Annotated in this window: 20 protein-coding genes and 1 pseudogene; 7 read left to right on the top strand and 14 right to left on the bottom strand. The window is 35.0% G+C overall.

Annotated elements, in window-relative coordinates:
- Nucleotides 1-2,253: ATP-binding cassette domain-containing protein (locus tag Q0L29_RS09220; protein ID WP_296621054.1), on the top strand; the 2,253-nt coding region annotated here is incomplete at its 5' end.
- A gap of 54 nt (nt 2,254-2,307) precedes the next feature.
- Nucleotides 2,308-3,078: a hypothetical protein gene (locus Q0L29_RS09215; RefSeq protein WP_296621052.1), complete on the top strand. Its 771-nt coding sequence runs from the start codon at nt 2,308-2,310 to the stop codon at nt 3,076-3,078.
- A 95-nt stretch (nt 3,079-3,173) separates the two neighbouring features.
- On the opposite strand, the gene Q0L29_RS09210 is transcribed toward Q0L29_RS09215, so the two are convergent.
- The 3 genes from Q0L29_RS09210 to Q0L29_RS09200 form a co-directional block, all read right to left on the bottom strand.
- Entirely contained in the window at nt 3,174-4,316 is a 1,143-nt protein-coding gene (locus Q0L29_RS09210; RefSeq protein ID WP_296621050.1) for an acyl-CoA dehydrogenase family protein, read from the bottom strand.
- A gap of 135 nt (nt 4,317-4,451) precedes the next feature.
- Nucleotides 4,452-5,153, bottom strand: a complete 702-nt coding sequence (locus tag Q0L29_RS09205; RefSeq protein WP_296621049.1) for a methyltransferase domain-containing protein — start codon at nt 5,151-5,153, stop codon at nt 4,452-4,454.
- Nucleotides 5,150-6,238 (bottom strand): type III polyketide synthase, encoded by a 1,089-nt coding sequence (locus Q0L29_RS09200; protein WP_296621048.1) that lies wholly within the window; start codon nt 6,236-6,238, stop codon nt 5,150-5,152. Before Q0L29_RS09200 ends, Q0L29_RS09205 begins: the two co-directional genes overlap by 4 nt.
- Nucleotides 6,239-6,287: 49 nt before the next feature.
- Here Q0L29_RS09200 and Q0L29_RS09195 point away from each other — a divergent pair, with 49 nt between their 5' ends.
- Nucleotides 6,288-7,181: a UbiA family prenyltransferase gene (locus Q0L29_RS09195; RefSeq protein ID WP_296621047.1), complete on the top strand. Its 894-nt coding sequence runs from the start codon at nt 6,288-6,290 to the stop codon at nt 7,179-7,181.
- Between the two features lie 40 nt (nt 7,182-7,221).
- On the opposite strand, the gene Q0L29_RS09190 is transcribed toward Q0L29_RS09195, so the two are convergent.
- A complete protein-coding gene (locus tag Q0L29_RS09190) occupies nt 7,222-7,827 on the bottom strand; it encodes a hypothetical protein (RefSeq protein WP_296621046.1) in 606 nt (201 codons plus the stop codon).
- A 146-nt stretch (nt 7,828-7,973) separates the two neighbouring features.
- Between Q0L29_RS09190 and Q0L29_RS09185 the strand changes: the two genes are divergently transcribed.
- The gene (locus Q0L29_RS09185) at nt 7,974-8,621 is read left to right on the top strand and encodes an SDR family oxidoreductase (RefSeq protein ID WP_296621045.1); all 648 of its coding nucleotides are present in this window, start codon (nt 7,974-7,976) and stop codon (nt 8,619-8,621) included.
- Between the two features lie 126 nt (nt 8,622-8,747).
- On the opposite strand, the gene recO is transcribed toward Q0L29_RS09185, so the two are convergent.
- From recO to Q0L29_RS09165, 4 genes and pseudogenes are all read right to left on the bottom strand, one after another.
- The gene (recO, locus tag Q0L29_RS09180) at nt 8,748-9,437 is read right to left on the bottom strand and encodes a DNA repair protein RecO (RefSeq protein WP_296621044.1); all 690 of its coding nucleotides are present in this window, start codon (nt 9,435-9,437) and stop codon (nt 8,748-8,750) included.
- Between the two features lie 2 nt (nt 9,438-9,439).
- Nucleotides 9,440-11,602, bottom strand: a complete 2,163-nt coding sequence (locus Q0L29_RS09175) for a hypothetical protein (protein ID WP_296621043.1) — start codon at nt 11,600-11,602, stop codon at nt 9,440-9,442.
- A gap of 219 nt (nt 11,603-11,821) precedes the next feature.
- Nucleotides 11,822-12,400, bottom strand: a pseudogene (locus Q0L29_RS09170) (thymidine kinase).
- Nucleotides 12,401-12,609: 209 nt separating this feature from the next.
- Nucleotides 12,610-12,933 carry a 2Fe-2S iron-sulfur cluster-binding protein gene (locus tag Q0L29_RS09165; protein ID WP_296621055.1) on the bottom strand — a complete coding sequence of 108 codons (324 nt, stop codon included), beginning with the start codon at nt 12,931-12,933 and terminating at the stop codon, nt 12,610-12,612.
- Nucleotides 12,934-12,965: 32 nt separating this feature from the next.
- On the opposite strand from Q0L29_RS09165, the gene Q0L29_RS09160 reads away from it, so the two are divergent.
- Both Q0L29_RS09160 and Q0L29_RS09155 read left to right on the top strand, forming a co-directional pair.
- Nucleotides 12,966-13,922 (top strand): hypothetical protein, encoded by a 957-nt coding sequence (locus Q0L29_RS09160; protein ID WP_296621041.1) that lies wholly within the window; start codon nt 12,966-12,968, stop codon nt 13,920-13,922.
- Nucleotides 13,923-13,983: 61 nt separating this feature from the next.
- Nucleotides 13,984-15,306, top strand: coding sequence for a hypothetical protein (locus Q0L29_RS09155; protein WP_296621039.1), 1,323 nt, complete (start codon nt 13,984-13,986; stop codon nt 15,304-15,306).
- A 52-nt stretch (nt 15,307-15,358) separates the two neighbouring features.
- Here the strand turns inward: Q0L29_RS09155 and rodA are convergent, their stop codons facing one another.
- From rodA to purH, 6 genes are all read right to left on the bottom strand, one after another.
- Complete coding sequence (gene rodA / locus Q0L29_RS09150; protein WP_296621037.1) at nt 15,359-16,627, bottom strand: rod shape-determining protein RodA; 1,269 nt, start codon at nt 16,625-16,627, stop codon at nt 15,359-15,361.
- The gene (gene mrdA / locus Q0L29_RS09145) at nt 16,624-18,435 is read right to left on the bottom strand and encodes a penicillin-binding protein 2 (RefSeq protein ID WP_296621036.1); all 1,812 of its coding nucleotides are present in this window, start codon (nt 18,433-18,435) and stop codon (nt 16,624-16,626) included. The genes rodA and mrdA overlap by 4 nt, the downstream gene beginning before the upstream one ends.
- The gene (locus Q0L29_RS09140) at nt 18,432-18,953 is read right to left on the bottom strand and encodes a Rod shape-determining protein MreD (RefSeq protein WP_296621033.1); all 522 of its coding nucleotides are present in this window, start codon (nt 18,951-18,953) and stop codon (nt 18,432-18,434) included. Before Q0L29_RS09140 ends, mrdA begins: the two co-directional genes overlap by 4 nt.
- Nucleotides 18,943-19,779 carry a rod shape-determining protein MreC gene (mreC, locus tag Q0L29_RS09135; RefSeq protein WP_296621031.1) on the bottom strand — a complete coding sequence of 279 codons (837 nt, stop codon included), beginning with the start codon at nt 19,777-19,779 and terminating at the stop codon, nt 18,943-18,945. The genes Q0L29_RS09140 and mreC overlap by 11 nt, the downstream gene beginning before the upstream one ends.
- 106 nt (nt 19,780-19,885) lie before the next feature.
- Nucleotides 19,886-20,914 carry a rod shape-determining protein gene (locus tag Q0L29_RS09130; RefSeq protein ID WP_296621029.1) on the bottom strand — a complete coding sequence of 343 codons (1,029 nt, stop codon included), beginning with the start codon at nt 20,912-20,914 and terminating at the stop codon, nt 19,886-19,888.
- A gap of 111 nt (nt 20,915-21,025) precedes the next feature.
- Nucleotides 21,026-22,552, bottom strand: coding sequence for a bifunctional phosphoribosylaminoimidazolecarboxamide formyltransferase/IMP cyclohydrolase (purH, locus tag Q0L29_RS09125; RefSeq protein ID WP_296621028.1), 1,527 nt, complete (start codon nt 22,550-22,552; stop codon nt 21,026-21,028).
- A gap of 355 nt (nt 22,553-22,907) precedes the next feature.
- Between purH and Q0L29_RS09120 the strand changes: the two genes are divergently transcribed.
- Nucleotides 22,908-23,492 (top strand): hypothetical protein, encoded by a 585-nt coding sequence (locus Q0L29_RS09120; RefSeq protein WP_296621026.1) that lies wholly within the window; start codon nt 22,908-22,910, stop codon nt 23,490-23,492.
- Nucleotides 23,493-23,541: the final 49 nt, after the last annotated feature.

Here is a 23,541-nt window from a genome sequence, read left to right as displayed (position 1 = left end):
CTACATAATGTAAATATTGCAGAGGATACTGGAAGACTAGTAGGTTTGATGGGCGCATCTGGCTCAGGAAAATCAACCTTACTCAATGTGCTTAACGGAAACGAAAAACCTACAAAAGGGAAAGTTGAAATAAATGGAATCAACATTCATCAAAACCCCAATGCAATAAAGGGAACCATTGGCTATGTTCCTCAAGATGATTTATTGATTGAAGAATTAACCGTTTATGAGAATTTATTCTACGCAGCCAAACTTTGTTTTGATGATAAATCCTCTGCCGAAATTGAAGAACTAGTATCAAAAACTCTTGCCTCTTTAGGCCTGTCTGAAACCAAGCATTTGAAGGTAGGTTCTCCCTTGGATAAAACGATTAGCGGAGGTCAAAGGAAAAGATTGAATATTGGTTTAGAATTGCTGAGAGAACCTTCTGTTCTTTTTGTGGACGAACCAACTTCTGGTCTTTCCTCAAGAGATTCGGAAAACATAATGGATTTGCTCAAAGAGCTGAGTTTAAAAGGTAAAATGGTTTTTGTCGTTATTCATCAACCATCTTCTGACATTTTCAGAATGTTTGATAAACTGGTGATATTAGATGTTGGCGGATTTCAAATTTATTATGGAAACCCTGTTGAAGCGGTTTTATATTTTAAAAATCAAATTAATACAATCGATAAAGATCAAGCGGCTTGTATTGAATGTGGAAATGTAAACCCTGAACAAATCTTTAATATCATTGAAACAAAAGTTGTCAATGAATACGGTAAAGCTACTGATGAAAGAAAAATTAGCCCCAAAAAATGGTTTAGTCTTTTTGAAAAACAATTAGATGTTCCTAAAGTAGATAACCCAGACCCTTTACCTGATCCAGAATTACAGATTCCAAATTGGACAAAGCAAATAATATTATTTTTCAAAAGGGACTTTAAATCAAAATTGGCAAATCGTCAATACTTGCTAATCAACTTATTAGAAGCTCCTATTTTAGCAATTTTACTTGCTTATATTATCAGATATTATCCTGAAAATGAAAAAAGCGAATATCTATTTATAGACAATCTAAATATTCCTGCTTTTTTCTTTATGAGTATTATTGTAGCACTTTTCATGGGCTTAACGGTTAGTGCTGAAGAAATCATTAAGGATAGAAAAATATTAAAAAGGGAGTCTTTTTTACATTTAAGCAGAAGCAGTTATCTTTTTTCTAAAATTGGAATTCTATTCTTATTCTCCGCTGTTCAAACCTTCACTTATGTAATAATAGGAGATTTGATTTTAGAAATTGACGGGATGAGCCTCACTTATTGGGCTATATTATTCTCCACAGCTTGTTTTGCCAATATGTTAGGGTTGAATATTTCTTCGGCTTTTAATTCTGCGATTACGATATATATTTTGATCCCTATTTTGCTTATCCCTCAATTAATTCTAAGTGGTGTGGTAGTAAAGTTTGACAACTTAAATCCTCAAATCACATCTCCTGACAAGGTACCAATAGTAGGAGAATTGATGGCTTCTCGCTGGGCATTCGAAGCCTCTATGGTAGCGCAATTCAAATCAAACGATTATGCCGAACCCTTTTATGAGTTAGACAGGCAAATGGCACAATCGGAATATAAAACGGTCTATTATATTCCTAGATTAAAATCAAAATTAGATTTTTTAAGAAGAAACATTGATAATCGAGATACTCCAGAGTTTTCTGAGGCAATTCAAATACTTAATAGAGAAATTGGCCTTGAATTAGAAAATGTTGGACAAGATAAATTTGATGTCTACCACAAATTAACTGTAGAAAAGTTTGATAAATGGACAGCAAATAAAACAGAGGAATTTCTAAATACCTTAAGTCGTTTTTATAATAACTTTTTCAATAAAGCTAATTCAAAAAAAGAAAAAGCAATTTACATGCTTACTTCAAATCCGGAGAAAAAGGAACAGTTTGAGTATTTGAGAGATAACTATTACAATAAAACGGTAGCCAATCTGGTAAAAAATACCAATGATCCAAATCGAATAATTGAGCACGATGGCCGATTAATTCAAAAGATCTATCCTGTATATATGGAGCCTCAACCTGATCACCTACTAGATTTTAGAACACAATTCTACGCTGGCGAAAAATATTTTGGTGGGTATATTTTTAATACACTTCAGTTCAACCTAGCTATTATTTGGCTGATGAGTTTTTTACTATATGCTACCCTTTATTATGATGTGTTAAGAAAAATAGTGAATTTTAAAAGACCATTTTAAAAGAGAAATTTAACATAACATTAAACAATTTAATAATTTACTGATTTAAAGATTATGAAAAACTTAATCATCATAATAATATTAATGGCAGGTTTTGGATGCCAGCCAAAAGAGACCGCAAATGAGAAAGAAAACATACAGGACTCTACTCAACAGGAATCTGCAACTTTCGATCCAAAAAAATCGGATATTATAGCTGTAGAGCTAGCAGATAAAGTAATAAAAGCACATGGCGGCCAGGAGAGCTGGGAAAAGACACACTATATTTCATGGAATTTCTTAGGAGCAAGAGATTTAATTTGGGATAAGTATACAGGAAATGTAAGAATTGATTTCCCGGGTGAAAACTCTACCTATCTTATTAACATTAATCAAGATACAGGCCGAGTTAAAATTGGCGATAGAGAATTGACCGAAAGTGATTCTTTAAATCAATATATTAAAAGAGGAAAACAAATATGGGTTAATGACTCTTATTGGTTGGTTTTTCCTTTTAAACTTAAAGATCCTGGCGTTATTTTAGAATATAATGGAAAAGATACCACACTTACAGGAGATACGGCTGATGTTATTAGTCTAACTTTTGAAGAGGTAGGTTTTACTCCAAAAAATAAATATCATGCTTATATAGATCCTGTGAGTTTTTTTATTCTACAATGGGATTTTTATCGAAATGCATCCGATAGCTCAGCAACCTTCCAAGGTGAGTGGAGTGATTATAAACAATACGGTGATATTTATTTGTCATCCGGAAGGGGGGAGCGAACTTTAGGAAATATAAAAGTAGCTAAAGAATGGGATGATAAAGTTTTTGAAGAATTTTAGATAGCTCCCATTCAATGTTATCTGATCTAAAAACCAAAAACCCCACGATGGTCTTCATTGTGGGGTTTTCTTTTTAAAAATTTGAAATTCTGGGATTACTCCTTCAAAATTGCTCTACTAATGACTAATTTTTGTATCTCAGAAGTTCCTTCTCCAATCGTACACAATTTGGAATCTCTATAATATTTTTCAACCGGATAATCTTTGGTATAACCATATCCTCCAAAAATCTGAACCGCTTCTACTGAGTTTCTTACTGCTACTTCAGAAGCATAATATTTAGCCATAGCTGACTCCTTATTTACGCTTTTACCTTTATTCTTTAAATCTGCAGCTTGGAAAGTAAGAAGTTTTGCACCTTCTAATTCTGTCGCCATATCAGCTAACTTGAATGCAATTCCTTGAAAACTAGATATTGGTTGGTTAAACTGATGTCTTTCTTTGCTATATGCTAAAGCCGCTTCATAAGCACCTTCTGCAATTCCTAAAGATAATGCGGCAATGGATATTCTTCCTCCATCCAAAACTTTCATTGCCTGGATAAAGCCTTCTCCAACTTTTCCCAACATATTATCTTGATGAACACGGCAATCTTCAAAAATCATTTCTGCCGTTTCTGACAATCGCATTCCTAATTTATTTTCTTTTCTGCCTCCTTTAAATCCTTCAGTTCCTCTTTCAACCACAAATGCAGTCATGCCATGAGAATCACCTTTTTCACCAGTTCTAACCATTACAACAGCAACGTCACTTGAAATACCATGCGTAATCCAATTTTTTGCACCATTAATAATCCAGTGATCACCGTCTTGAACGGCAGTAGTCTTCATATTTCCTGCATCAGAGCCTGTATTAGGTTCAGTCAAGCCCCATGCTCCAATCCATTCAGCAGTGGCTAATTTTGGTAACCATCTTTTCTTTTGCTCATCATTAGCAAATTGCATAATATGTCCAGTACATAATGAGTTATGCGCAGCCATGGATAATCCTATGGAAGGATCAACCTTGGATAATTCCATAATAGCCGTAACGTATTCTTCATAACCAAAACCAGCGCCACCGTATTCCTGAGGAACTAGAACTCCCATCAACCCTAGTCCACCTAATTTTTTCATTACATCAACAGGGAAGTGTTGTTCTTCATCCCACTGATCACGATGAGGTGTAATTTCTTTAGCTCCAAAATCACGCACCATTTGCGCAATCATTTCCTGATTTTCATTCAATCCAAAGTCCATAAATATTGTGTTGTTATTCGTTTCCTGATAGTAATTACAAATATAAAGTAAAATAGCTTATTAACCCAACTAACATTCGTTAGGGAGAAAAGGTTGGGTTTTGAGCCAATTTATTAAGAATAAGGATTAATAGAATTAAAAAACAAGCTTCCAACGAAAAGCCCACCGCCACACCAATTTATAATTTTGAATTTCCGCCAATTTTAAAATTTCTTTCCATTCTTGTTTAGTAAATGCTCGCCATACCGATAGGCAGGCATCGTTTCGCACCATAGGTGATTTGCTGAAAAATTGGGTAATCCACTTTATGGAGTAATACGCAAATTGATGTCGGTGCAAATCATTAATAATTACTTTGTCAGATTGTTCACGGAACTGTTTTAGCAGATGGACTAAATTCTCTTGTGGAAAATGATGAAGGAAAAGAGTGCAGCATATCACATCAAACTTTCTGTTTTTAAAGTTATCAGAAAATATATTTTCAACATGAAATGATATTTCTGGATAGCCTTTGCAATGTTCTTCTGCATAGGAAATCACATTAGGGTTGGCGTCAAAGCCATGCAATTGAACTTTAATATCTTGAACTCTACACCACTTGGCAATTTTCAACAGCATTTCTCCACTCCCACATCCTAAATCGGCTATTTGCCATTCCTTTTGAGGATCTGCTTTGAAGATTTTTTTAACTGCATTTAGCGTGATGGCATTTCCACCCAACCAATGGTTAATGATATCCAATTCTTTTAAGGCACGATAAAGAGAAGGACTGTCATCAGATAAATCATCCATTATTTCCTCTTCTTCCGACCGATAGGATAAATCTACTTTTTTCATGCTTCCACTCGCTCTAATAGCATACTTTCCATGGTTAATCCCGGACCAAAGGCAAAGCTTAATACTTTATCTTTTGACTGAATTTTATCCCACATCTCATCTAAAACAAAAAGCACCGTGGGTGAAGACATATTCCCAAACTCTCTCAAAACCTTATAAGCTGATTCATTAATTTCAGCTGGTAATCCTAAGCCTTTCTCTACTGCTTGCAATATTCTTTTCCCGCCAGGGTGAATTGCAAATTGATTTATATCTTTTAAAGTCAGCTGAAGCTTTTCCATTAGTTCTTCTCCCAATTTAGCAATATTTTGGGCAATGACTTCTGGTACATAGCTGCTTAACCTCATTTCGAAGCCATTATTCCCAATATTCCAGGCCATTTCTTGCTCAGAATTATCCTCCACTACACTTTTAAAAGCTTTCATTTCAAGGGCTTCATCTGTTTTTTCATTGCTGACCACCACAGATGAGGCTCCATCTCCAAATAAAGTATTCGCTAATAAATTATCTTCTGAATAAGTAGATTGGAAATGGATAGTGCATAATTCCACACAGACAATCAAAACCTTAGCATCTTTCTCAGAGCGAGCAATATGATGTGCTGTTTTAAGTGCATTAAAAGCAGCAAAGCAACCCATAAATTGTATGGAAGTACGCTCAATATCGGAATTCAACCCCGCCTTTTTAATTAATTGAATATCGAGCCCAGGTGCAAACATACCCGTACAACTGACGGTGATTAAATGAGTGAATTCTTTAGCTTCATATTTCTCAAAAACTTTCTCCAGACTTTTTTGAGCTAGAGGTAAAGCATGTTTTTCAAATAACTGCATTCTGTCACCTGTCGTAGGCAAAGCTTTACCATTATTCAATTGGGGATAAAATAACCAATCTTTATCATCTGAATATTGATAATCTGGAATTACGGTGTGCCTTTTTTGTATGCCAGACATCCTGAAAATAGCTTTTAACTTTCGGCTATTTTCTTCGTTTAATTGCATGGCTTTCTGCATAAAGCCCGCTATATGGTCTTGAGCAATGTTTATTTCTGGATTCGCAGGAGAAATCAGGTTGATGTATGGCATAGATAGTTCTTGAATCCTTATATTAACCAAAATTTTCAACTTTTGTTCCATGAAAAAAGCTATTCATATCCTTAGACATTTAAGGATCCCTTTTTCTTTCTTCTTATTACCTGTATATATTTTCGCTTTGGGCATCAGCCCAAATATAGGAGAAGATAGAATTATCTTAACATTTATACTTTTACATTTTTTCATCTACCCTGCTAGTAATGCATATAATTCCTACTTCGATAAAGATGAAGGTAGTATTGGTTTGATGAAATCTCCACCTCCAGTTTCCATAGGATTATATTATACCAGTTTGATTTTCGATTTCATCGGTATCGCTTTGGCTTGGCTCATCAGTATGGAGTTTGCTCTTTTGGTTTTTGTTTATGGATTAGCTTCCAAAGCCTACAGTCATCCGGGTGTTCGCCTAAAAAAGTATCCATGGCTGGGCTGGTTAGTTGCTGGTTTTTTCCAAGGAGTATTTACTTTTTATATGGCTTATGTAGGAATCAATGATTTCGGTTGGGAAATAGCTTTAAAATGGAAAGTTATTTTACCTGGCTTATTAACTTCAGCTTTTTTATGGGGCTCTTATCCAATGACACAGATTTACCAACATAAAGAAGATGATAAAAGAGGAGATTATACGCTATCTTTATTATTAGGCATAAGAGGAACCTTTTTGTTTACCTTAGTTACTTTTCTATTAGCTACTTTAGGATTTGAATACTATTTCTTGAATTACCATACTGAAGAAATGGCCATTGCCTTTTTACTTTTCATGGCACCTGCGGTACTTTATTTCCTAATTTGGTTTGCAATAGTTCACCGAGATAAAAAATATGCTAATTTCGGATGGACCATGGGATTGAATCTAATTTCAGCCATCTGCCTAAATGCCTTTTTCATTTATTTCTTTATGATGACTAGCCACTTATATCAGTTGAATTTGTAATTAATGATTTTGGACTGAAATATAATAGCGCTTAAATTTCTCAATTGGAAAATACTATAAAACCTAATTGTAAATTGACACCTAAAAAAGCTTCTGCACCTTCAAATGTAAATTGAATTCCTGGTTGAATTGCCATATCAAAATTTAATCGCTTAAGGAAGTTCCTTTGTAATCCATAAGACAAAATCAAATCAAAAATAGCAGACCCTTTTGGGATGTTTTCTGCATTGGTGATAAATAAGCCTTCATGGTAAACCCTCGCTGAAAAACCGATATAGTTTGCTGAGTTATACTTAGTGTTTTTATCAGATGCTGCTCTCTTGCTCAAGTTATGATAAAACCTTGGCTGTACCGTGATTTGCGGAGTTAGGACATAGTATGGATTTGCTCCATATTTAGCTTGCGCAAAAGTACCTCCACCATAATAGCCCATTAAGCCCACCATATTGTAGAGTGAAATATGTTGCCCTAATTTCTTTTCATATGACACTCCTATTATATTAGGGAAAAATGTTTCCGCTTTTATTAAATTATCATCAACACTAGCTGACTCTCCTTTTACAAGTGCAGATGGTTTGTCTTGAGCTTTCAAAGTAATTACGGTTATCCAAATGAAAGCAAATAGTAGAGCTGAAATTTTCATCATTTCGAAAGATTAATAGTTATTAAAAATTAGGTTCGCATTTCAATGCAAATATCACAAACATTAACTTAATCTTTAGGTGATTTATTAAAAAATTAAACTTATCCCATTTTGTCCGTATAATAGAAGATAACTATAAACACAAAATTATGAACATATTAGTAATCGGAGCCAATGGTAAAATTGGTCAGAAAATAGTCAATAAAATTCATAGCAACTCACCACATGATGCCATTGCGATGGTGAGAAAAGAATCGCAGAAAGACCAGTTTGAAAAAAAGGGAATCAAAACTGTTATAGGAGATTTGGAAGAAGATTTCAGTCATGCTTTTGAAGGTAATAATGCAGTAATTTTTTCTGCAGGAAGTGGTGGTGATACAGGAGATGATAAAACAAAGGCAATTGACCAGCAAGGTGCTATCAAAGCAATTGATTTAGCTGTTCAACATAAATATATTCGCTTTATGATGGTAAGTGCTTTTGGCGCTGATTTCAATCCCTCCGAATGGCCAGAAAAAATGGCAACTTATTACAATGCTAAATCTGCAGCAGATGATTATTTACAGCAAACCGGCTTAAATTATACCATTTTCAAACCGGGAGCATTAACCGATGATGAACCAAAGGGCAAAGTAGATTTTGGTGAAAGAACAGATGAAAGATCTGGTTCTATTCCTCGTTGGGACGTAGCTGATGTGTTGGTAAAATGCCTTGAAGCTGAAAATACTTGTCGTAAATCTTTGGAACTACTGTCTGGGCCTTACAGAATTGAAGAAGCAATAGAAAACGTGAAATAATAGAAGTCTAACTTTTCCAAAGTTTAAGGCTTTGGGAAAGTTTTTTATTTCTCTCAAGAAATCCCGTATAATTTCCTTTTCGTTTCCTTCGTCACGAAAATAAAATTTAGGAATGACCCGTGGTTTTTAGCTTAAAACCTCATGCAAAATTCTTAGGGACTTTATTTCTTTAAAGGAATGACTGTGGATTTGGTAGAAGTGAATCAATATTTTCAGCAATTGCTGTCTTTGCTCCCCGTTGATTTTTAAATTATAGGTTATATCATTTGCCAATAAGTCTTCCAACTTTACTAATTCATCAGGTCTTAATTTTATCTGATGGTAATGTGAAACTTCATCCATAATTTCAACAGCACCTGAGGGTTTGAAGCCTAAGTAAGTAGAAAGCTGAGCTAAAAACTGTAAATGGAAATTAATATAATCTTCCTCTTTTTGATCAAAATAGGTGAGGCTATCGTGAATAAAACCAAACATCATAGAGTTTTCCTCCTCCTCTCCACGTAGAATATGATTTAAAAATTCCGCTAAGAAAATACCAATAGAGGATTTAATGATTTCATAAGGAATCGTTCGATATGGCGGGTTCACTTTAATTTCTGACATGCGGTTGATGCTACTATTAGCTTTTTTATAAACCACCAAATCCAGCAAAGTTAAAGGCTGAAAAATCGCCATTTTATGTTTAGCTTTTGCCTTTCTAACTCCATTTTCGATATAGGATTGTATGCCAAATTTTTCGGTATAAACCTGAATGATCAGTGAGCTTTCACCGTATTTTACATGTCCGAGTACTATGCCTTTGGTTTTATGAAGCATAATTAAGGAAGTATAGCGAATTTGGTTTGATAGGATTCCGAGCCATCGGCATTGATGGAGAAAACCAAATAGACTCCACTTTTAGCTCTAAAGTCTGAATAATTACCTAAATCCCAAGAAAAAGTTCCTCCATTGGCCTTTCCTTTATGGATAAGACTTCCTGCTATGTCTGTAATCATTACTTCATTATTATAGGCTAATCCACGAATCGTTACGGTATTATCAGCTGAAAGTCGGACAGGATTTGGAAAAACCTCCACATTAGTATGGAAAGCCTCTGCGCGGGTAGCATCTGTTCGGTATGAAAGAAGCTGTGTTTCTGAGCTTAAAAAAAGCTCTCCGTTTAAAGGATTCACTACCATTTGGTTAATATCATTATTCACGATCGGACTGTTCGACCTTCTTAGATGCAGAATATTTCTTTCGATGTTTTCATCAAAAAGCCATAAACCATCACGAGTACTCATCCATTTTCTATTTCCTCCATCTATGATAATATGATTTACAGGAACCCCATCAAAAAGAAAAAAGCCTTCAAAAATAGGTTGGGAGGCATCCACATTTTCCCCTTCTAATACCCCTTGAAAGCGGTTGAAAAATGCAACTCCACTTTCTGTAGCTATCCACAGTTGACCACCTAAATCCATCTCTAAATCCTTTATTTGATTATTGGGTAGGTTACCATTTCCTAAAATGGTATTGAGTTTTCTTTCTTCACCGCTTTCAGGATTAAAAACAAATATGCCGGAATTGGTAGCTAAATAATGGTCTCCATTTGGGACTATCAAATAATCATTTATTATAGTATTGGCTACTAAATTCATCTCTATCACATCCTCAGTTTCAGGATTGAATAGCCCGTATAAATTATTCTCTGTTTTTACCAAAGCCCAATAGCTCGCTTGCGGACTTTCTGCCAAACTTACCCATTCAGTAATGATAGAATCTCCTAAATTCAATGAGCTGATATTTTCTGTATCCCAGCTAAATAATCCTTCTGTTTCGCTAAGGAAAATACCGTTTCCTGAAATCAGGTCTAAAGCAACATCCCTAAAAAGTGGTAATTTTTGACCTTCTGAATCTGTTCCTGTAAAAGTCCATCTGCCATTTTCAAAGTATGAAAATCCAACTGTGCTTTTTGCTAAATGAAAAGTGAATTGCTCAATTTGGTGCAGACTTTGAGTTTTTCCTTTTGGTCCTTGAGGACTCAAGCTCTCCATTGCACCGTCTTGATATCGAATTAATCCGGATGTTTCATCCGCCAGGAAAAATTGGTTTCCAAAAAAAATAAAATCATTGATTTGATCAGCCTTTTCAACTGTAAAAGCTGGTTCAAAAGTATTTCCATTAAATTGATAAAGTTGATTGGTGGAAGAAAAATAGAGCTCATCATTCACTACTTTCAATTGCTCAATTGTAGCATCTACTCCATAAATACTTTGCCATTCATTATTTTGAAACTGATAGATACTGTCATTTTCCGCCCAACCGTAAAGATTTCCCTCATAAAAAGCTGTTTTCAACAGTGTTGTTCCTTCATTATAAATTGGGTTTCTATTCCAATTTTGAAAATCTTTTAAATTGATATTACCAGTTAAATTACCAGTTAATAATCCTTCGGCAGTACTTAGGTAAAGTTTTTCATTATCAGTGCTTATTCCGTTAATAATAATTCTTTCTCCATTTTCACCCAAATTCTGAAAAGCATCTATCAATTCATTTTCCTCAACATTATATAAAACCACTCCAAAATCTGTAGCCAAAAAAATGATGTCCTCTACAATTACTGCCCCATTTATTTTCTTATTTTCTCTTAATTCAGATTCGAAAATATCCTGAAAAGTGGTGATATTTAGTTCATCATCCATAATGTCCATCAAACCATCAGCATAGCCAATCAGTAATAAACCATTGACCACTTTCAGCATGCTGATATTGATACTGCTCAAACCATCAGTTGTGCTTAAAGTATTGAGGCTTCCGTCTTCAGTATCAACATAAAAAAGTCCGTTTTTGGTAGCACAAAAAACTTTATTATCAAAAACAGCTGTTTTTTGGGCAGTGGAATAATCTGAATGATTTCTCCAGCTTCCCATAGGAATATCCTGAGCTGAGAGGCTCAGTGAAAAGAAAATAAGTAATAAATAAGAAACTGATTTGAGCATGGTTATTTTAATGCCTTGAATTGTTTTTCAAATATAAGAACTGATAATTAAGATGTTGACCCCCCTAGCCCCCCAAGGGGGAATATGCACGGAAATACTTTCGATTTTTAATTTGATCCTGTATAATGTTAATAAATGTTTGAAATAAAATCTAAATAATAGAGATGAAGTTTATTGTCTACTGCAAATGCAAATCTGTGGAATTTCCCCCTTCGGGGGTTAGGGGGCGTTAAAACACTTCCTACACTTAGGCTCATACTTATCTTTATCGCCTAGCATTACTTTTTGCTTTTCTTCGCTGAGGCGGTAGGAGTAGGAGGCTATCCCTCCACATTTTACGCATATGGCGTGGACTTTAGTCACATATTCTGCTGTTGCCATCAATTCAGGAATGGAACCAAAGGCTTTTCCACTGAAATCCATATCCAAACCTGCTATAATGACTCTTTTGCCTTGATTTGCTAAAGTATTCACGACATTTACAATTTCAGCATCAAAAAATTGTGCTTCATCTATCCCTACTACTTCACAATTTCCTGAGAACAATAAAATATCTTCTGCGAAATCTACCGGGGTAGAGCGGATTTTGGTTTTATCATGGGAAACCACTTCGGATTCATCATATCTAGTATCAATCTTAGGCTTGAAGATTTCAATCTTTTGCTTTGCAATAAGCGCACGATTAAGTCTTCGGATAAGTTCCTCGGTTTTCCCACTAAACATAGAACCACAAATCAGTTCTATCCAACCTTTCCCCTTACAGCTTTATTCTCTTCCTATATGTGGTTCTACAAACATGTTTTTATAATTGCTTTAACCAAAACCTGACAGGTTTTAATACTACTTTTTAATATTCTAAAGTTATTTAAATAATCAATACCTTCTATTACATAAATCTTAAGATCACATAAGCCTGCTAGGTTTGTGATCCTAAATGACTCAGTAATTAATTAATCCTATTATGCTTTTTCTTTCTGAAAGCTGACAGATTTACTGCGCCTAACGCTTCAATCTGAATACTCCATATGCGGAAATTTATTTCGTTCCGCTACTTTTATTTTTATATCTCCCAAAACTACAGCCTGACATGCCAACCTTTCATTATACGCCAACCTTTTCTGATTTCTAAACTTTTCTTCCGCAGAAGTTAATGGTCCTAAGTTCTCCATACCTCTCTCCACTATCATTTTACAAGTGGTACACCTTCCTTTTTTTCCACAAGCATGCATCCAATCGATAAAGTTTTCGTGTATAATCTCTAACGCTCTTTTTTCTGTGCTATTAGTGATTATCTTGCGTTCATAAAGGTTGGATATCTCAATTTCAGGCATAAGAATAAATTGCAAAAAAAGTAAATTAAATAATGGAGAGCAAATTAAATCATCAGGCAATTGATGCTTACAGCAAAGCATTGGCAAAACAACTAAGTCAATCTTTCTTCAGTAATTCATCCCACATCAGCGGAAAGGAAATTTTAGAGCTGAGCCCTAATAAGCAAATCAATTTGATGGTGCTCAAAAACCTTTTCAAAAAATGGAAAAAAGAGAATGCAAAATTGCAAAGCCCTTATTTCGATTATCATAGTGATGAGGTAAAAAAAGCCATGAAGGATTTCATGAATACCCTCTCTCGTCATATTTATGTTAAAAAAGAACATTTCGAACCTATATTAAAGGAATCCATCAAAGATAGCGTTTTGTTGGCTTTCTCTCCCTATGATTTCTATTCTAAGGAAATTAACCAAAGAGATGACAGCCGTTTGCGATTATCTGATTTAAAGGATTTAAAAAAATATATCAAATTCAATGACTTTCTATTGGATGGGTTGATTGAACAATTTGAATCTAATAAAGAAAAAGTAGTTTTTAATGATTCCGCTTTTGAGATGTTCAATGAAATTTGCAGTAATTCTGAAGAACAGCCAGCGGATATTCATCCTCTTTTAGCTGAATTTTCCAAAACTTTGCCTCTTTCGCTTGCAGATATTTATTTGGAAGAGGAAAAAGTGGAAGCTGGCATGCTAAATGACTCTCTTCAAAGCAAGGAAAAGCAAACCTTAGCCGATAAGCTTGCCAAAGGTGGTGGAAAAAGCATAATGAATATGCTGACTCTTAATCAGCGTTTTATGTTTGTCAATGAATTATTCGAAGGCAATCAAAATCAATTCCTATCTGCAGTCGAACAAATTGATGGTATGGACAACTATAAAGAAGCCTCCAGCCATGTCAAAAAATCATTCGCAGACAAATATAATTGGGATATGGAAACAGAAGAAGTACAAGAGTTTATGGAGTTAGTGGAGAAACGGTTTGGTCAATAATTGGCATCTTTATTGTCGTTAGCAATAGAAATTTTTTCTTACTAATTAATAACTTAAACTTATGGGAGTAACATTCGAATATGATAATCAGACCTTTGATGATTTACAGATTCTGAATGAAAACCATGAGGCCTCTGTATTTTCCCTCTTTAATAACACCTTAACAGAAGGAGGAGGTGACTACTTGAAACATCTGATAAAATCTCCTATTACGGATTCAGTGGAACTTGGTAAGCGTATCAAACTAATTCGTTTTTTTATAAATAATCCAGTTAAGTTAGCTATATCTTCAAAACAATTAAAATACATTGAAAAGTATATTAACTTAAATGTAACTGTCTTAAAAAGTAATCCCATTGATTTACTTTATCTTCGTTTCACGGAATGGTTAAGTCCTTCAAATGATTACTACCTTCTAAAAACAGGTTGTGAGAACTTAATTCAGGTCCTACATGAGTTAAATAAGAAACTATCATTTGATGTTATCCCTAAAGAACTCGTAGAAAATACAACAATAATTTTAGAGTTAATTGAGAATCTCAAACATGAACTTAATTCAAACGCAAAGATTTCATGGAAAAAAACAACAAAACTTGACCGAATATTCCGAATAAAGTATTCTAAAAAACTAAGATCCTTATTGGAAGAGATATATTTTATAGATGCATATACTTCAATAGCCTTAACCGCCTCAAATCATTCCTTCGCACTTCCAGAGTATGAGCATTCTTCAAAGCCTGTTTTATTTGCAAAAGAACTCAAACATCCCCTTTTACAAAATGCTGTTTCAAATGATATAGAAATTAGCTTAAAAGAGAACATGTGTTTTTTAACTGGTCCTAATATGGCTGGTAAATCTACGTTTCTAAAATCTATCGGAATAGGTGTTTACCTTGCTCATCTCGGATTTCCTGTACCCGCCAAGGAATTCAAAACTTCCATTTATTCTGGAATCATAACAACTATTAATCTTTCAGACAACCTTAGTATTGGATACAGCCATTTCTACAGTGAAGTACGGAGAGTTAAAGAAGCAGCTAGAACGCTTGCAGATGGTAAGAAAATGTTTGTGATTTTCGATGAACTATTTCGTGGGACAAATGTCAAAGACGCTTTCGAAGCCTCAACCGAAATCATAAAAGGCTTTGCTAAAATTGAAAACTGTACTTTCTTTATGTCAACTCATATTGTAGAAATTGCAGAAGAAATAAAAAATAAATCAACAATTAGTTTTAAATACTTTAATTCTGACCTTAATGATAATACGCTTAAATATTCCTATAAGCTAAAAACGGGGGTATCCAGCGAGCGATTAGGCATGCATATACTAAAAAAAGAAGGGGTCTTTGATCTACTAAAATCGATTACGCCAGTAAAAAAATAAAGCTGTTCAACCCCAACTTTAGGATTGATTTCAATATAATTTTGTGCGATTTCTACCTCGTCAAAACCTGCATCCTATGTGCATCCAGCTTAATCAGCACAAATAGCAAAATGGTAAAAGACCAAAGCGATGAACCACCATAACTAAAGAAAGGAAGTGGAATGCCTGCTACTGGGAAGAGCCCTATTGTCATGCCGATATTAATTCCGAAGTGGAAAAAGAAAATGCCTGCAACCGCATAGCCGTAGATTCTGGCAAAATTGGACTTTTGTCTTTCGGCTACAACAATTATCCTTACCATTAGCACCAAGAATAAAATTATCAATACAAAGCTTCCTGCCCAACCATGTTCTTCTCCTATAGTGCAGAAAATAAAATCTGTGCTTTGCTCTGGTACGAAGTCAAATTTGGTTTGAGTCCCTTCCAAAAAGCCTTTACCAAAAGTACCGCCTGAGCCAATGGCAATCTTCGATTGGGTAACATTCCATCCGTAACCTAAAGGGTCTGCATCTGGGTTGACCAATGCCTTTAAACGGTTTTGTTGGTGTGGCTTGAGCACATCAGAAATAACATAATCCACACTTTGAATTACCCCTATTACTAAAACAGCCACCAAAATAGTTATTCCTATGTTTTTAAGGCGTTTATTGTTTATCACAATAATAATCGTAGCCAGTACTATCACGCCAATTGTTAAATACATTTGGTCCACCAATAAAGTCAAAATGAAAATAATAGCTGCAGACAAGCCTGTTATTACATAAAAAGAGGGAAGCCCTTCTCTATAGTAAACCAAAATAAAACTGATAAAAACCAATGCCGTTCCTGCATCTCCTTGCATAATAATTAAGCCCATAGGCACCAATACAAAAAGAGAAGATTTAATTTGCCCCTTGAATTGATCAAGGCGTACATTATTACTACTGAAATATTTGGCTACAGCCAAGGCGGTAGCGAATTTTGCAAATTCCGAGGGTTGAAGTCTGACAGGTCCAAACACAAACCAGGATTGGTTACCTGCTATTTCAGTTCCTACAATTAAAACTAAGACTAATAAGACCAGAACTATTGCATAAATATAATAGGCAAAGGAATCGAAGAACTTATAATCCAAAATCATGATGGCAATGATGATGACTAAGGAACCTGCGATCCAGATTAATTGCTTACCTGAATTGAGGTCAAAACTGAATATATTTTGTTCTTGCTCCGCATCATAGACCACAGCATAGATATTAAGCCATCCAAGTATAACCAGTATGAAAAACACGGCTATCAACACCCAATCTAGCCTATTCCAAATGCCATCCTGTCTTCTCATAAATTATTCAAATACGCTTTGGTCATTACATAATTTTCTACCCAAGCTCTGTTGGAAGCTACTTCTCCTTTAATATATTTTTCAATTAGCAAGCCTGTTATAGCAGCGGCAACACCACCACCCCAACCAGCATTTTCAACATAAACAGAAATAGCAATTTGGGGATTATCCTTTGGAGCAAAAGCCATAAATGCAGAGTGGTCAAAGCTATTTTTATTTTGCACAGTACCTGTCTTTCCTGCTATTTGGATATCTTTTACCCTGGCAACTCTAGCCGTTCCATCAACGATTTCCCCCATGGCATCCACAACTGTTGTAAAATGAACGGAGTCTATGCCGGTATCTTGTCTATCATACTCTAATTTATAGTAAGAATCAGGAGTATCAATTCCTTTTACCATATGTGGACGAATATAAAACCCTCTATTAGCTAAAATGGAAGCAAAGTTAGCTACTTGCAATGGAGTGGTTAACAATTCACCTTCTCCTATACTTAAGGAATAAATGGTATAGAAATTCCAATGATCTTTTTGATAATAATAATCATAGTAAGTAGGTCCTGGTACCAAGCCTGTGTTTTCATTCGGAATGTCGATTCCTAATTTTCTACCAAAACCAAAATCACTTAAATAATTATTCCAAGTAGTTAAACCCACTCTGGCATCTTTATTCATCCCCTCCACTTTATCTTGCTGAATAATCCTTTTAAATGTTTGATAAAAATATGGATTGCAAGAATATTTAATCGCACCATGCAAATCTTCCTTGGTATGAGATCCGTGGCAATTTATAATACCTCTATTACAAACTATCCGAGTAGAAGGAACTATTACACCTTCTTGTAATGCTATTAAAGATTGTACTAGTTTAAATACAGAACCTGGACGGTATTGTGCCATGATAGGTCTGTTAAAGAGTGGCTTCAAAGTATCCTTGTTCAGCTCTCCAAAATTCTTACTATAATTTCTACCCGCTAAAAGATTAGGATCATAAGAAGGGCTGTTTACAAAAGCCAAAATTTCTCCAGTTGAGGGTTCAATGGCTACTATGCTACCCACTTTATCATCCATCAGATATTCGGCATATTTCTGTAATTCCAAGTCTATGGTTGAAACCAAATTATTTCCAGGTACGGAAAGTGTATCAAATTTTCCATCATTAAAAGATCCTTTTTCAATCCCCCTTACATTAACTAACTTATATTTTACCCCCCTTTTTCCTCTTAGCTCTTCTTCATAAGCTGCTTCAATTCCTGAGATTCCGATAAAGTCTCCTTGTTTATAATAATTGGTAGTGTCTCTTTCCAGTTTTCTTTTGCTAACTTCTCCAATGTATCCCAAACCATTAGCTAAAATTGGTTCTGGATATTTCCGAACAGTACGCGCAACAGGATAAAAGCCCTGGTATTCCACTAAACGGGTTTGAATTTTGGCAAATTCTTCATTGCTTAACTGAGGATAAAAAAGCGATTGCTTGATGTAGGAATATTCTTTAGCCTTTTGAATTTTACTTTGGAATTCCTCTTCGGTAATATCTAATAAATTACAAAAAGCTGTAGTGTCTTGAACTTCAACTTCTTTTGGCACTACCATGATGTCATAAACAGGAGTATTATGAACAATGATTTTGTTATTTCTATCCAAAATTAATCCTCTATAAGGATACTGCACCACCTTATTAATCACATTATTTTCAGCCGCTAGTTTATAGCGGCTATCTAATACCTGAATAGAAAATAACTTCACGAGGAAAACGATTCCTACTACAATGATTAATATTTGAATGATGTATTTCCTGTTTTCTATCATGAAAACCTTCCTTTAGAATAAAATAGATATTGTAGAATTACCAACACCAATACGGTCAATAAAGTGCTCATTAACACTTTAGAAATCACATAAAAAAACATATGAAACCCTCCTGCTTCAATAAAGAAGACCACTGCCAAATGTAAAAATAACAAAGGCAGTGAATAAGCCAGAAACCAAGACAAGCTTAAATCTTTAATTGCAGGACTATCCACGTTTTCATATCCACCTCTTGGCGTAATCGCATTCAACCATATAGGACGTAGGAAGGCAATCAACGTCATAGCCGCCATATGAGTTCCTAAACTATTATAAAATATATCAATGATAAATCCGGTGAAGAAAGCAAAGAGTAAAAGATAGTTACGGGAAATTCCCAAGGGAAGCAAAAGCAAAAAGCCAACATATACAAAACAGAACGCACGATTGTACAACACAAAATTTTGTGCAAACAATATTTGAGATGCCACGAAAAGCACCCATATCAAAATCTGCTTAAAATTATTACTACTGTTCATATTCTGTTTGCAGTTCTTGTTCCAAAGAATCTTTTTCTTGCTTCAGTTTATTTCCGATTACATATACATAATCCAGGTTAAAGAAATCTGCTGAAAGCGCTACTTCTATCTCATAAAAAGTCGCTTCTTCATTTATTTCCACATTCTTAACTGTTCCAAGTTTTACACCTTGCGGAAAAATAGCATCATAGCCTGAGCTTATCACTTCCATTCCTTCTTGCACTTTGATATGCCTTGGCACATACTCCAAAGAAATCTCCGTTGGGTTTTCACCTGACCAATTCGCGGTACATAAAGTTTCGGTTTCGTCTATCAATACTGATATTAACAAACTACTATGAAGAGCTGAATAAGCGGTGGAGAAATTATTGGAAACACTTTTAATTTTTCCCACCACTCCATTTGGATTGATAACACCCATTCCTTCTTCAATCCCATCTTCACTTCCTTTATTTAAAGTAAAATAATTTCTAAATCGGTGTACAGAATTATTCACCACTTTTCCTGTGATAAATTCATATTGACCTGAAAGTTCGAACGGGATTGCAGCTGAATCGGAATCTATTTTAAGACTGTCAACAGCCAAACGATTTCTTAAGCGTTCATTTTCCTCTACTAGATTTTTATTGACCTCAGCCAATTGAAAATAATCCTGAACCGCTTGTTTATTTTCATAAATATTTCCTGCAAATGTGCTGGAGCTATTAAAATAAGACGCGCTTATGTAATCATTATGGTTGATTACCAACCAACCACTGATTACTTCCATTAGCAAAAAGATAAAGAAAGCCCGATACTGATAAATTAACTGAAATAACCTACGCATTTACCTTTAGGTTTACAGGCAAAAAAATAAACTGCTTTAAAAAGGAAAAAGGAATGCCTTTTATAGGATTCCCTTTTCCAAAAATATTTTGTATTGAGTAATGCATTTAACTCATTAAAACTGCTTTGTAATGGTTTAAATTTTTCAACGCAATCCCTGTTCCACGAACTACCGCTCTCAACGGATCATCCGCCACGTGAATTGGAAGTTTAGTTTTAAGTGCCAGTCTTTTGTCAAGTCCTCTTAATAAAGCACCGCCACCTGTTAAATGAATTCCATTGTCATAAATATCGGCAGACAATTCGGGCGGTGAAATCTCCAATGCTTTCAGCACGGCTTCCTCAATTTTGGAAACTGACTTATCAATCGCAAAAGCAATCTCAGAATAAGATACTTTTATTACTTTCGGAATACCCGTCATCAAATCACGTCCACGGATTTCATAATCTTCCGGTCCGTCATCCAATTCAGTTAAAGCTGCCCCGACTTCTATTTTAATTTTTTCCGCAGAACGTTCACCAATTAATAGGTTATGCTGTCTACGCATATAATCTAATATGTCTTTGGTGAAAGTATCACCCGCTACTCTGATGGATTGATCACATACAATTCCTGAAAGAGCAATTACCGCAATTTCCGTTGTACCTCCTCCAATATCTACTACCATGGAACCGATTGGTTGCTCAATGTCAACACCAATACCGATACTCGCGGCTATTGGCTCATGAATCATATAAACTTCTTTGGCTCCTGCGTGTTCAGCAGAATCTCGAACGGCTCTTTTCTCCACCTCCGTAATACCTGAAGGAATACAAATTACCATTCTATGAGAAGAAGGCATGAAGCTTCTTTTTCCACCATCAATCATTTTAATCATCCCACGAATCATATGCTCTGCAGCATGGAAATCTGCAATTACTCCATCCTTCAAAGGACGAATAGTCTTTATGTTTTCGTGAGTTTTCTCATGCATCTGCATGGCTTGGCGCCCAATGGCCAATACTTTGTTAGTAGCTTTATCAATGGCAATGATGGAGGGTTCGTCCACCACTATTTTGTCTTTATGAATAATTAAGGTATTGGCTGTACCCAAATCTATGGCTATGTCACTTGAAAAGAAATCAAATATCCCCATGGATGTTCGTATATATTATTTTAAAAATTATCGCTTTGGAAATTTACAAATTACTTTGATAAATTAAGCGGTTCAACGAAAATATTTCTAGATTTATCTAAAGATTCACTTTTAATGTTTAAAATGTCTTATACCTGTGGGCACCATTCTCATGCCAGGCGCATCACAATAGTCAATGCTGTCCTGGTCTTTGATTGAACCGCCTGGCTGAATCACGGCTGAAATTCCTGCTTCATCTGCTATTTCTACACAGTCTGGAAATGGGAAAAATGCGTCTGAAGCCATAACCGCTCCTTTTAAATCAAAACCAAAAACCTTGGCTTTTTCAATAGCTTGCTTTAAGGCATCTACTCTTGAGGTTTGACCAACGCCACTTGCTAACAACTGACCATTATTAGCTAATACAATAGTGTTAGATTTTGTGTGTTTACAAACCTTGGAAGCAAACAATAATGCTTTTTCCTCCTCAGCACTTGGTGCTTCTTTCGTCACCACTTTCAAGTCTGATTGAGTGTCGGTATGTAAATCCCTGTCTTGTTCAATTACTCCATTTAGCAAACTTTTAAATTGCTTTTTGGTGGAAAGATTCGTTTTCTTTTTTAGTAAAATTCTGTTTTTCTTTCCTTTTAATACTTCTAAAGCTTCCGCAGAAAAATCAGGAGCAATTAATATTTCAAAGAATAAAGAATGCATTTCTTCAGCAGCTTCTTTATCAACTGTTTCATTTGTAATCAAAACGCCACCAAACGCGGAAAGCGTATCTGCTGCAAAAGCTTTTTGGTATGCTTCTTTAACTGAATTACCCAAAGCCATTCCGCAAGCGTTGGTATGCTTCAAAATGGCAAAAGCTGTTTCGCCCTCAAACTCCTCAATTAATGAAACTGCAGCATCAACGTCTACTAAGTTATTATAGGATAATTCTTTACCATTCAATTGGTCAAAAAGTTCTTCTAAATCTCCAAAGAAAACGCCTTCTTGGTGAGGATTTTCTCCATAGCGTAAAGTCTTGTTTTCAGAGATGCTATGCTTAAATCCTTTAATCGAATCTTCCTGATTGAAATAGTTGAAGATAACCGTATCATAATGAGAAGAAACATTAAATGCATGTGCTGCAAAAGATTTTCTATCTTTTAAATCGGTGCTTCCGTCTTTTTCGTCCAGTATTTTTTCCAAATCTGCATATTGATTTTGAGAAGCTACAATCACCACATCTTTGAAGTTTTTAGCTGCAGCTCTTATTAAAGAAATGCCTCCAATATCAATTTTCTCAATAATATCTTGCTCACTTGCACCCGAGGCAACTGTTTGTTCGAAAGGATATAAATCTACAATCACTAAATCGATTTCAGGAATATCATATTCTTGCAACTGCGCCTTGTCAGATTCCAAATCTCTTCTTCCTAAAATCCCACCAAAAACTTTAGGGTGCAATGTTTTTACTCTTCCTCCCAAAATAGAAGGGTAGCTTGTTAAGTCTTCAACGGCTGTAACTTCAGCTCCTTGTTCTTCAATGAACTTTTGGGTGCCCCCGGTACTATATATTTTTACACCCTTATCTTTCAAAATTTGAACGATAGGCTCCAAATTATCTTTATGAAAAACTGAAATGAGTGCGGACTGGATTTTTTTAACTGACATTATGCTAAATATTAATTTCTTGCAAAACTAATTGATTTAACCCGAAATATTCATAAAATGCTAATGAATAATGACGATAATGTATTTAAAAATCAGGATTTTAAATACATTATGTCAGGGTTAATCCAGACGATGCCGTCACGTTGTGTCGGCATCGTCTGTCCTTCGGATGAAAAATTTAAATTAATTTTTCAGATTAGCCTTTTTCACCTATGCTTTAAAAACTTTATGCCCTTAGATTTAATATTTTTTCAGATTATAGCCATTTTGCTAATCTTTCAATCCTTAAATGTGTTAAGTGTGTAAAGTGTGTAAAGTGAATTTAATTTTCGCTTATTATTCTAAACCAGTTTGAATGTCATTCTTTGAGCAAATCATAAATAAAATATTTCCTAAAGAGAGAAAAAATGTCATTCTCAGCAATGAAGTTTTGAAAAGGAGTCAACAAGAGTTTGACTCCTATGAGGAATGGCATACTTCGAATGTGAGCAAAGAGATTTTGGATAAAATTTTCAGAGCATACCATTTAAAGAAAACTGATATTAAAGATCCTATTCCTATTGCGCTTTTTGAAAGTGAAAAAGCCAACGGTTTTGCCATAGCCAATTGCAGTAGTTTGCTGGACTCAGATTACAAAATGCTATTGGAGCACTTCAAAAAGCAAATTTTATCAATAGGCTATCGTCAGTCAGGATCCAATAGAAAAGTTACAGCTGAAGAAGACCGAGTTATTACCAAGGAATTCTATTATTTGAAACCACCTATACAAATGGACCCGCCCATTGAACAAAGGTATGGGAACATCAGCCTGGAGCTTATTCTTTATGATGATAAACCGCATTATTTAAAACTAATGGCTAGTGTTTATCCTGATAGATTGTATTCAGAGCCCGAAAGTTTTTCGGATTTGGTGGAGACGCTTTTTGAGAGGGGGGAGTGAGTTGAGATTGCTTTCTTTTTACTACCATTTAATACCCCTACAATCTCTT

Origin of the sequence: Marivirga sp. (genome assembly GCF_024636815.1) — a bacterium.
Lineage (GTDB): Bacteria > Bacteroidota > Bacteroidia > Cytophagales > Cyclobacteriaceae > Marivirga.
This window is presented reverse-complemented; position numbering and strand designations above follow the sequence as displayed.